General features: G+C 59.9%; 3 protein-coding genes. 1 reads left to right on the top strand and 2 read right to left on the bottom strand.

The window, feature by feature from the left end; genetic code table 11:
- Positions 1-394 precede the first annotated feature (394 nt).
- A complete protein-coding gene (locus O1W68_RS20380) occupies positions 395-5,851 on the bottom strand; it encodes a DUF3320 domain-containing protein (protein WP_269306682.1) in 5,457 nt (1,818 codons plus the stop codon).
- A gap of 410 nt (positions 5,852-6,261) precedes the next feature.
- Here O1W68_RS20380 and O1W68_RS21650 point away from each other — a divergent pair, with 410 nt between their 5' ends.
- Positions 6,262-7,629: a hypothetical protein gene (locus O1W68_RS21650; protein WP_442972422.1), complete on the top strand. Its 1,368-nt coding sequence runs from the start codon at positions 6,262-6,264 to the stop codon at positions 7,627-7,629.
- 273 nt (positions 7,630-7,902) lie between these two features.
- Here O1W68_RS21650 and O1W68_RS20370 read toward each other — a convergent pair whose 3' ends face one another.
- Positions 7,903-11,166: a UvrD-helicase domain-containing protein gene (locus O1W68_RS20370; RefSeq protein WP_269306681.1), complete on the bottom strand. Its 3,264-nt coding sequence runs from the start codon at positions 11,164-11,166 to the stop codon at positions 7,903-7,905.
- Position 11,167: the final 1 nt, after the last annotated feature.

The raw sequence follows: 11,167 nt of genomic DNA, 5'->3' as shown, positions 1-11,167 counted from the left end.
TACCTGACACCCGCCGAGTACGCTGCCCAATGCACCCACACGCACCAACCCGTGGGCTGCGCGATCGACTGACATCAATCACACCGTGGCTCTAGAACGCGGTGGTCCGACTATCGGGGACCTGCCAGTTCCGCTTCAGCTACATCCTGGGCCGCAATCAGATTCCTACGGCGCCGACGGCGAAGCTCGTCTTCGATGAATTCGAGCTCCCCACACCTCGACGGAATAAACCTCGACGCGAGCTCCAGTCTGATCGAAAACGCAATCGCCACACTAAAATCCTCGTCGCACGTCATGACCGTGGCAGGTCCCCGATACTCGGTCCACGCACCGGCATGAGGATCTTGATGCGGCAAGAGTTGGGGCAGTGTCCAAGTAAATAGAATCATAGAAACTAGTCGATCAATACAGCTACCAGATCCCCCGATTGATCTCGGTGTAGACGGCCGTCTTTGATTAGCGACTCCACCACCGAGATCATCAGGCCCTTCGATTCTGCGGATACCCGCTGACCACCGAATAGTTCGACAACCTGCGACATAAGATTCTTGTCATCGATGGATACAGACTCCTGCACAATGCGACAGACCGCGATCGCGATCTCGTCCGTAGCGACATGCACTAGTTTTCGCGCATTTTGCCCGTGATCTGGGATCCGAACGACGTCAACTATGTGCGAGCCGCTTCGATAGAAGCCTCTTTCGTCGGCACCGTAGGGGCTAGCCCGGTTCATTGCGCGGTCCACTTCTGGTTTGATCGCCGCGCCCAACCGCCCGACACCCCAGGCCGTGCGGAACCTTTCGTACAGCACGTCGGCGTGAACGGGCGATTCAACACTTATCACGTCCTCGAAGAAGCGCTTTGCGTCCAGTCTGCCTTCTGGGGTCTTGATTTCGCGGGTTCCTCCGGCGGCCTGTGAGACAGCGACGTAACCGGTTGTCCACTCACGGGCGCCCAAGGATCCCACCTCGGTGTACTCGACGGTTGGTCCCGAACCGTCGTCACCGCGTCTGTCATCCTTGTCCAACGATAATCGGTCGCCGTCCGTTATTGCAGCCTCAATCGCGAGCCGGAGTAACTTCTCTTGCCCGGAACGATCACGCCACCAGCTGAGGGCCCAAATTCGGTGGATCGACCACCCAAGACTTCTTAGCACTTGATCGCGTAACCGATCGCGATCTCGTGCAGTCTTGCCGGAGAAGTATGCGGCACCGTCACATTCGATCCCTAGGGCATAGGTACCGGGCCGCGATGGATGTCTGATTGCGATATCGATCTTGTACCCAGCCACCCCAACCTGGGAGACCACGTCGTATCCCCACCTCTGGATCGCAGACACGACCTGTTCCTCGAAAGGACTCTCCAAGAGGTCGTCAGTCTCCACTGGCGCAATCGCCAGCGTCCTCGGCCCGTGTTCGGCGAAGTCAAGGTAGTTTTTCAGGTGTCGAATTGACGGATTGTTTGAATCTGGCAGCTCCGATGCTCGGAACGATGCAACGACTTCGACGCGTTTCCGGGCTCGCGTGATCGCGACGTTCAGGCGGCGCCATCCCCCTGCGCGATTCAGTGGTCCGAAGTTTGAATGGAGCTTGCCCTCTTCGGTGGGTCCGTACCCCAAACTGAAGATGATGATGTCGCGTTCGTCGCCCTGTACGTTCTCCAGTGACTTGACGAAGAAGCCGTCGAGGCGGTCGTGTTCACTGGTGACGCCGTAGAGACTCGAGGTTGTAGTCGACTGCCGGTCGATCTCGGCTAGAACGCAATCCGCTTGTGCTGACGAGAAGGTCACGACACCTATCGAGTCGTTCGGGTTGTGTTCTCTGAACCATGCGACGCGCTCGGCCACCTTGGACGCCTCGACGGGGTTGTCACGGGTTGTTCCGCGACGGTAAGTACCCCTGACATACTGCAGCTCGACACCAAGATCAGGTGCTTCGAACACGGCGCCTGGAAAGGTGTTCAAGCTGCCGTCGTAGAAGCTGTAGTTCGAGAAACTGATCAGGTCTTCGTGACGGCTGCGGTAATGCCAGTTCAGCGGAAGCGACGTCAACCCACCGGCACCTTTAGCGAGGTCGAGCACCGAGTCGAACACATCCATTTCGTCGTCTTCGTCTGCGTCGAGGTCGTCGGCCGTCGCGCTGAAGAAATCGGTAGGCGGCAACTGCTTTTGATCTCCAGCGACGATCAGCTGGTCCCCGCGGTAGACACAGTTCACCGCGTCCGACGGCAAAACCTGGGATGCCTCGTCGAAAATCACTACGTCGAAGCGAAGATCCGGCGGCAAGAACTGTGAGACTGCAAGGGGACTCATCATGAAGCACGGCTTGATCTGCTGAACAAGAGATCCAGTCTCCTCTAGCAGCTTTCGCACGGGCTTGTGACGAGTCTTCTTCTCCTTCTCGCGAGTAATAATGCCCGCAGCTCGGCTGTTGACATTGATCGGCGCCCGACGATTGCACTGTTCGATCACCCGCGCCCGTGCGTTCTTCACTAATTCAGTGTCGAGTGTCCTGAATGCTTCGACTGCCTGGTTGCGGTCCAGGGCTCGGTACTGCTTGAGCCTGCGATCGTTTCGCGAACGAGAGTCGATCCACGCCTCCAGTGCCGCGTATTCGAGAATCTCGGCGACGTCGGTTGGCGTCCGCCCTGTCTTCCTCAAGGCGCCGAGGACCGACGAATAACCGATCTCGTCGAACCACCGAAGTTCGGTCGTCGCGTCGCACCATTCCTCGACCTCGCCAGCGGCGGCTTCTTCGAACTCGCGCAACAACAAGCCGAACTCCGCTACGCCTGCGACGAGTTCGCGTTCCAACTCCGTTCGACGCTCCCTTGCAAACAAGCCCAGGAACTCATCACGACCGGTCTCGAATCCAGAAACGACCTCGTCGAAATCAGCAAACGTGCTGCTCGAACCGCTGAACTGATCCGCCACGTCAGCACTGACCGGGCCGCGAAGAAGCTCCTGAAAGGCCTCCGCATGACAGAGCTTCATCTCGTAGTCGTCGAAGTTGCTGTAAGCGCTCAGGGCTGGGACACCAAAGTGGGTCTGATCGAAGTCTGGTACTGAAGCAAGTTCGTCGGTCTTGGTTGCGACGGCGGCTGATTCATCGAGCATCGTGGTCGCGGCGGCCAGTGATACCGGGTATTGAGCGATCTCGGAGATTTGTTGAAGCACGGGGAGCAAGAATTGGAGGGATTTGTGGCTGGTCGACGCCCAAGCCGAAAGCTCGTCAAGACTCGAGTTCGGGTTGGCTGTCTGATCAGAAAATGCCGGAACAGACCTGAGCAGCGCGGTCCAGTGTTGCACTGCGTCCCGAGCGTGAGCAGCAACGACGAGCAACCGGGGGTCTGCTTCGGCGGTCGATGAAATCTGAGTCGCCAAGGTGCCGGGGTCGATATCTGCTCCAGCCAGGCGCACAGCGAGACGCGCGTTGTCCAACGCGGCTCTCGCACGGTCGAATTCGGTGACCTGTCCTCTGTACTTCGATCCTAGGTTCGCACTGTGCTGGGCTTCCTTTTCCGCAACCTCGCGCACGGACATCTGCCAACTCGCGGCTTCCTCGAGGCGTCCGAGCACGGACTTGTCGACACGGCCTGAAACGGTCACAGACTTCAAAGCCTTCTTGTCCGCACTCGCGGAGGAAGACCATTTTCGCAATCCGGTGTGGGTATCCCGAAACCGCACGTTCAGGGCGCTGAGGTCGAGATCCAAGGCGGCCGGGGTGAAGACATCCTGCAAGGATCCTTGACGTCTATTTGCGTGCTCTACAACGGATTCCAGAACGTCTATGGACTCGCTGATCCTCTGAAGAATCGCGGCGTTCAGCCAAGTCCGCTCGGGCAGGTCGTTTGCTGCTCCGATCTGGGCTAGGTCGGCAATCTCCGTCACTCGTCGTAGAGTGGGCGCCCCGAAAGGAAGACCAAGAAGGGCGCACAGTTCGTTGTGCGCCTCGACGATCTCTGAGAGGGTCGATTGCAGCTCAACTAGTTTGGCGATTCTTGTCTCAACGTCCGCGGCCATCATCTCGCCATCGATCGTGTTGTCAGTGTAGATATGGAGCGTTCCGCGTCGGGAGCTGTCGAGCTCGGCCCATCGCGGTCCAGCTAACTTCGTCAGCTCACGAACCCGCTTGTCGATGTCCGTTACGAGTTTCCTGGCAGACCCCAGCCGAGCACGGACCGCGGGCAGCTCACTCGAGGCGTACCAATGAGATGGTGTACCGATACGAGAGTCGGAAAGCTCCAATAACCGCCTGCGCCGATCTATCGCGTCGAGAGAAGCACCGAACTCGATACCCGTATCCTGGTCGATCGTTTCGGCCCGCGTCAGAAGCGCACTCGCGCTGGCCGCCGCACGGTCGGCGATACGCGCGTAGGTCCGCGCATCCTCGCCGTTCAGATCTGTCCGTGCCAAACCACGCCAGAGGTATTGATCCCCCTTCTCGACGACCCACCACAGCTTCCCGAGGTGCTCTGCATGCTGCCGCAATTCGTCGAGCGAATCTGCACTCAATTTAGCCCAACGTGCGTCGGACGACAGTGAGATGTCGACTCGCTCACCGAGCTCGGTCAACCGGCCCACGACGCTGTACACACTTCTCTTCAGTTTGGGGTCGACCCCGTTCATCGCGGAGGCGAACTCGCTCAGTTCCCTGCGCGTTCTGCCCAGCCGCGATGCATCCTGATCGCCGAAAGTCGATTGCACTTTGAGCCTTTGGTGAAGACTCTTACCGAGCTCCTCAGCGACGCCTTTCCTGGTTGCTGCGTGGCTATGGAGCTCAAAAAGGAAGTGCTTCAGATTTGCGTTGTCGAGCCTGTCGCGAACAACGTCCAGAGCGGCCGCCTTCTCACTGACGAAGAGGACCGTCCTGTCAGCGGCAATCAACTCAGCGATCATGTTCGCGATCGTCTGGCTCTTGCCGGTCCCTGGCGGGCCATCCATGACGAAGCTCTTGCCACTGGTTGCAGTGAGAATGCATCGTCGCTGAGCCGAGTCCGCATCGAGAATGCTGAACAGTTCCTCTGGTGCCCTCACCTCGTCGAGCGTGTCCAAGGCCAGTGGCGTGAACCCGTAATTCCCGGCCGACGGCGCTTGCGGACCAAGAGACAGTAGCTGGACAATCGGATGTCGGGCAACGATGTCCTTATTCGAAGCAAGGTCTCGATACATCGCCTCCTTGTGGAAGGTGAAGTTCGACAGCACCGTTCGAGTCTCGACGGACCATTCCTTTTTGTCAGCGATCAGCCGCCTCAACTGGGCTAAGAACGGCTCAAGTGCCACGATGTCGGGATCGATGTCAGGAAGCGTGACACCGAATTCGTCCATCTTGAGTTTCAGAGCGGGGTTGACGGTGATGTCGTCCTCTGTGCGGGACATCGAATACGGCTGGTCCGCACCACTTCGTTGCACCCGGACGGGGATCAGCAGCAACGGACTTTCGACCGGTGCATCATCCGCGTCGGTCCACCGGAGCATCCACAGTCCCAGGTTCAGTGTCCACACACCGCGATCGGCGTACGCCTGGTTCGACTGTGTGTCAATTCGGCGCATGGAGGTCGCGAGCGTCTCCCGCGTCTTGTCCTTGACGTACACCGAGCGGCCTGTGGGCCGCGCCGAACCATCAGCTTCCTTAACACGCACTGTCAGGGACCCGGTGGACAGTTGCGCCAGAAACGTCTCGGGACCGGGATCGGCGAACTCCAGCGATCCGACCTTGGTGTGTTTGAAGTAGACGAGCCGTTGCCGACGGTCGAGTGTCAGGAGTTTTTCGCGCCATGAGGCGAGCTGGCGATCAAGCTTCCCGATGAGCTCAGGCGTCAATGTGCCCACGTTGGTCTTCGACGAACCCATGAAACGTGCTCCCTCGCAAATCGGTCTTCCGAGATCGTATCGGTTGGTTTGTAGCGAGCCGTACTACTAGGAACATCTGGACTAGGCCAATCGGGCTACGTCAGCGTTGTAACGCGGCCCAACTGGGCGACGACGTCTCCCCGGTCGGTGATGCGTCGATGTCTGGGATCCATGCGGAACCTCAGCTCACCAGCGAAGGGCTTCGACACCGCGCGGTTCGTATCGAGGAAGACCCAGTTGACATCACTGGCAGGTCCCTCCCCTTGCCGAAGACAACCCCGTTTTCATCTGGACCGACAGACCTGTCGGTACCCCCGTGTACACATGAGGTTGCAGGTAGTCCACACCACTTGATGCCACTCTCGCCGACTTTCTCGGCAGCCCCCTTCGCTCCACTCAGAGGAGAAACTATGGAACAAACATCCTTCGGGCCCAACGGCATGTCCACCGTTCGAGCCGAGTTCATGATCGCGATCGAGGTCGACCATCCATTGTCGGACCTATCGGCCGAACGTGAGCTCGCATTGCTTCACAGCGTCCACACACATGACGCGCACCTTGATGAGTCGGTGCTTGGGAATTCACGGATCGTCTTCCGATCCGACCACTGCGAGTGGTGGGACGCTGGGCGTCTCGCCCTTCGTGTCGAGAGGCTTGTCGCCAAGGTGTGCCCGACCATCGGAATCGAAATCTGCCGGGCGGATGTGTGGTTCGACGAACAGTTCTTCGATCACGAGCCCGACGGCGTCGGTGACCTGCCCGAGTGGAGCCGGCGGACCGATCCACGTAGGCACTCCACCGTGATAGTGGAGGTCGAACCCGAGGGCGAGATCCCTCCCCGACTCCGAGACAGCGACCTGGCACGCGTCAACCACAATCATCGCGACGCGAGATCGAGTCGGTCGTCCAGCGGCCGGCCGCAGATGATCGTCGAGCAGCGCTTCGATGCCGCCAGTGCCGCTATGTCAACGGCGAAGCCCGCGTACGCGATCGGTAAGTCTCGGTCGATCACTCGAATTCGATCGGTCCGGTCCGATATCTACCGCGCCGAAGTATCCACTCACAAGGTGAAACGCAGTCCTGGTACTGCGCAACCGGTCCCGGAGTGGCATTACAACATCGACGACGAAGGCAACAGGTTCGTGGTCGTCACCGACCTCCGCGTCCGCTTGGAGGGGTGGAGCGTGGAGAGTTCGGATGACGACGGCATCGTTACGACGAGTGACTTCACCTTCGGCTGCATCTGGGCCGATCAGAGTGGTGTCGAGAACAGCGGCGACGACGGATGGGCGAAGGATGTTTGGGAAGCGCTGGTCGAACCTGGCTCACTTGTCGATGCCTTCATCGTCGATGGCCAGCGTATGGCAGTCGATCCGTGGGACTCGCTGAGCGCCTGGCTGATCGAATCCATGTACGCCAAGCCGGTCGGATTCATCGTCGAGCTCGGCCCCAGTCACTACATCGCCGAAAGAGACGACACCGAAGTAGTCTGTGCACAGGTTGTCGTCCTGAGCGACGGTGTGATGATGCTCAGACGCTCACGGACGGAACTCGGTCATCTGCTTCTTGCGGACTATTCGTCCGCGGGCCTGCGGCTCGACGAGTGGCAGTACGACGGCCACTTCGACGACTGCACCGATGGATACCTTTTCACCAAAGACATTCGGCTGATCGCACGAACATGCATCGCGTGGTTCCGCATCAATGCTGCCATCAATACAACCGACGAGATCGGCTGTTCGTACCGATTCGCCGACGAGCTTCCCCGATTCTCGTGATCCACCTCCGTGCCTCATCGCTGCTGGGTCCGCTTGAGGTGACCTGCTAGCGAAGTATGACTGGGTGGCGGACCAAGACTGCACGCAACTCGTTGGCGTCAAACGTTATCGCGTATTTCGAAGGCAGTCCTTCGCCTTTCTGTCGCAGCACTTCGCTCCCTGGTAGACCTTTCGGCAGCGAAGTCCAAGTGCTGGCCCGCCAGCGAAGGATTGAGGACGGACGTGTCCGATCGGTTGAATTGTCCTTGTTCCGACGTAGTAACGGCCCTCGAACTAGCGGTGGTCAAGCAATCGAACCGGACGTTTCAGCACCTGGGCTTCAGACGGTCTAGCAAACACCAAAACCACCCGACTCACCTGCTCCCCCGTCGCCCGCGTGAGCAGGTCCGCATACACCGACAGCTGGGTCCAATAGGCCTCCAGCGTCTCGGCCGTCACCCCGACATCAGTCTTGTAGTCCACGATCACCAGTGACCCGTCGTCCTCGCGGTACACCAGGTCCGCAATACCCTCGACCACGATGGTTTCCCGCGGCGACATGCCTGCCAGCTGCATTTCCTGCCAATGCTCGCGGGCAGCGGCCCGCATGACGGGCTCGGACCGGAACACCGACTTCGCAAGGAGCACAAACCGATCCAAGTCGATCAACCCCGCTAGGTTGCCTGCGCTCCGAGCCTTGTCGTCGAACGCAGAATCCAGGGCCGTATGGAGCGGCACCGTCTCCAGCAGTGCGTGCAACGCAGTACCCAGGGCCGTTCCGCTTTCGACCGACCCAACAGAGGGAGCGACCAACTCCATCGAGCTTTTCGGCAACACGAGTCCCGCCGACCGATACTCATCCAAAACTGCCCTATGTAGGGGCGACACCGGATGCGCGATCTGCGTCGCGGTCACCGTCGACGGTATCGCAGAGACCTCCGCCACCCGCGCGGTCTCGGACTTCCACTCGTCCCAGCTCTGCAATACAGCCGAACTCGACTGTGCCCCATCTTCGACCCGCACGGGCTCGATCAGATCCGGAACCACGTTGGGTATGCCCGCAGTGCCTCCCGCAAGAGTCTTTCCCCAACTTCCTTTAGCACCGACGTAACCCGACACAGCAAGGAAACTCTCCGCCCGCGTGCACGCCACGTATAGGAGACGAACGCGTTCTGCCTCCGTATGCGCCTTTTCATTCGCCGACACAGTCTTGTAGTCGACGGACTGCACTCCCGCACCGACGTAGAGATGCAATGCCCCGTCGTCACCCCACACCGCTGGGTCGGACGTCGCCCGGAATCCACCGCTCATTCCTGCCAGGATGACCATCGGAAACTGCAGCCCCTTGGCCGCATGCATCGTCATGATCCGTATCGCGTTCACCCCGACCTCCGGCAATACTGCTTCGGTGACACGCGCGTTCTCGTCTTGCTGTGTCTGCGCCCAATCGAGGTAGTCCCGCAGATCACCGCCATCCTCGCCGCACCAGGCATGCGCCTGATCGATGACGAAGCGCAGTCGACGCCACACGTCCCGATGTCGTGGTGAATCCATCGACACCTCGAACACGCGACGGTCGACGGCCAATCGACTCAGCAACGATCCAGGGCTCAGCAGCGCCAGCTCGAACCAGATAGATTTCAAATACGAACGCCCAGCCGCGACCGGTGAATCTTCCAGGCCCGTGGGTGCGTCAGAGAAGAAGTCCCATCGACCTCCAGCAGCTTTCCACCGCAGCAGGTCGTCGTCCCCACAACCGAACAGAGGTGTCCGGAGTGCTGCAACAACCGCTGCCTCGTTCGCGGTGTCTGCCAACGCACGACACGTGACCAGGAGGTCGTGCACCTCCTGCGTGGAGTAGACCAACGATGAAGCCTCGGAACGAAACTCGATTCCGGCTTCGTCGAGAGATCGCTCGAGAGCCGGTAGAACTGCACGCGACGGGATCAGGATGCAAATATCGCTGAGGGTGACGGGCCGGTGCGTGTACTCGCCGAATCCCCCGTGCTCCTTCTGCCAACCCTCGTCGAGGGCGGTCGCGATAATGCGCGCCACTTCGCGCGATTCGCGGGCGCGCAGCAGTTCGGACGGTGTGTACAAGTGCTCGTCATCAACCGCCTCGCCGGTGTCCTCGAACACGAACGGCGATGGACCCCAGTCTGATTCATCCGTCCACTCCGGGCGACCAGGTGACGGATCGAGCGGCGTGTAGTCAGGCTGAACGTACCCATTGGCGACGACGAGAGAGCCGAAGACCGAGTTCACCCAGTCCAGAACAGGTTTCGTGGACCGAAAGTTCGTCGTGAGTCGAACGACATTACTGGATTCCGTCCCGTCGCGCGCAGCCATGTACGAAGCAATATCGGCTCGACGGAATCGATAGATCGATTGCTTCGGGTCCCCCACCGTGAACAACCGGCCCGACTCGTCCGGACCGTCGACGATCAACCGTGCGATCTCGAGCTGCAGAGGATCGGTGTCTTGGAACTCGTCCAGCATGATCCGCTGGTAGGAGTCGTGCACGAGCCGACGAACGGCTTCGTCACGCAATACGTTTCGGGCGTAGACGAGAAGATCATGGAACTCGAGCTCACCTCGTCGACGACGTTCGGCTGCCTCATCGACAATCACGCGAGATAGATGATGTACGACGATCGCCAACGCCGACGCGACATAGCGTGTCCTCTCGGTACTGGCAGCTGCGTTCAGGTCGTCAATCGAACTCTTGATTTCTTTCACCCGTGAAGCGCCGCCGACCCAATTTGGCCCCTTGCCGCCACTGCCCTTCGACGGACATTCCGCCGCGAGCGCGATCCAGGCGGTGGAGGACCGGGCGTCTGCCATAGAGACTCGCCACTCGGAGATCAAAGACAGCCGCCTGGCCAGATTGTCGGACGCATCGGTGCAGTCCGCGCCAGAATCGACAACTTCGTCGGCAAGACGCAGAAGTGCATCGATATCCGCGACCGCCATGGTCGGGGCGACGTCGGCCAGGATCAAACGGTCCCAGCTTCGGTCGAGCGCGTCCGCGAGAGTTCGCACCTGATCGAGCGACGCTCCCGCGCCCAAGACGATGCGCATCGCGTCGGTGAGTCCATTGGGAGCGGCGAGCTCGTCGGCGAAGAGAGCAGCTCGCATGCGCCGCCAACGACGTTCGAACGACAACTGCGAGCCCATCGCGTCGACGACGGCGACGCGCGGCGGCACACCCGCCTCTAACGGATGTTCGCTTACGATGCGTGCTGCGAAGGAGTGCAGCGTTCCAATCGCGGCGGTGTCGATCTGTTCCATCGCCTTCGCAGCCGCATCACCGTCGAAGGCCGCAAGATGCGTTCGGACTCGCTCACGGAGCTCGGCTGCGGCCTTCTCGGTGAACGTGATGGCCGCGATGCGATCGAGTGCGATTCCGTCCTCGAGAACGAGGTGACAGATGCGCTGGACGAGCGAATGCGTCTTTCCGCTTCCCGCGCCGGCTTCGACGAACAGCGTTGCGGATGTATCGTTCTCGATTCGCGCTCGATCGCCGTGGTCGACCAGAAGGGTGTTCTCACTGGACATC

Source organism: Rhodococcus sp. H36-A4, from assembly GCF_027158005.1.
In the GTDB taxonomy this organism is placed as follows: Bacteria; Actinomycetota; Actinomycetes; order Mycobacteriales; family Mycobacteriaceae; genus Rhodococcoides.
Note: the sequence above shows the minus strand (reverse complement) of the source record. Positions and strands in the feature narration are given on the sequence as shown.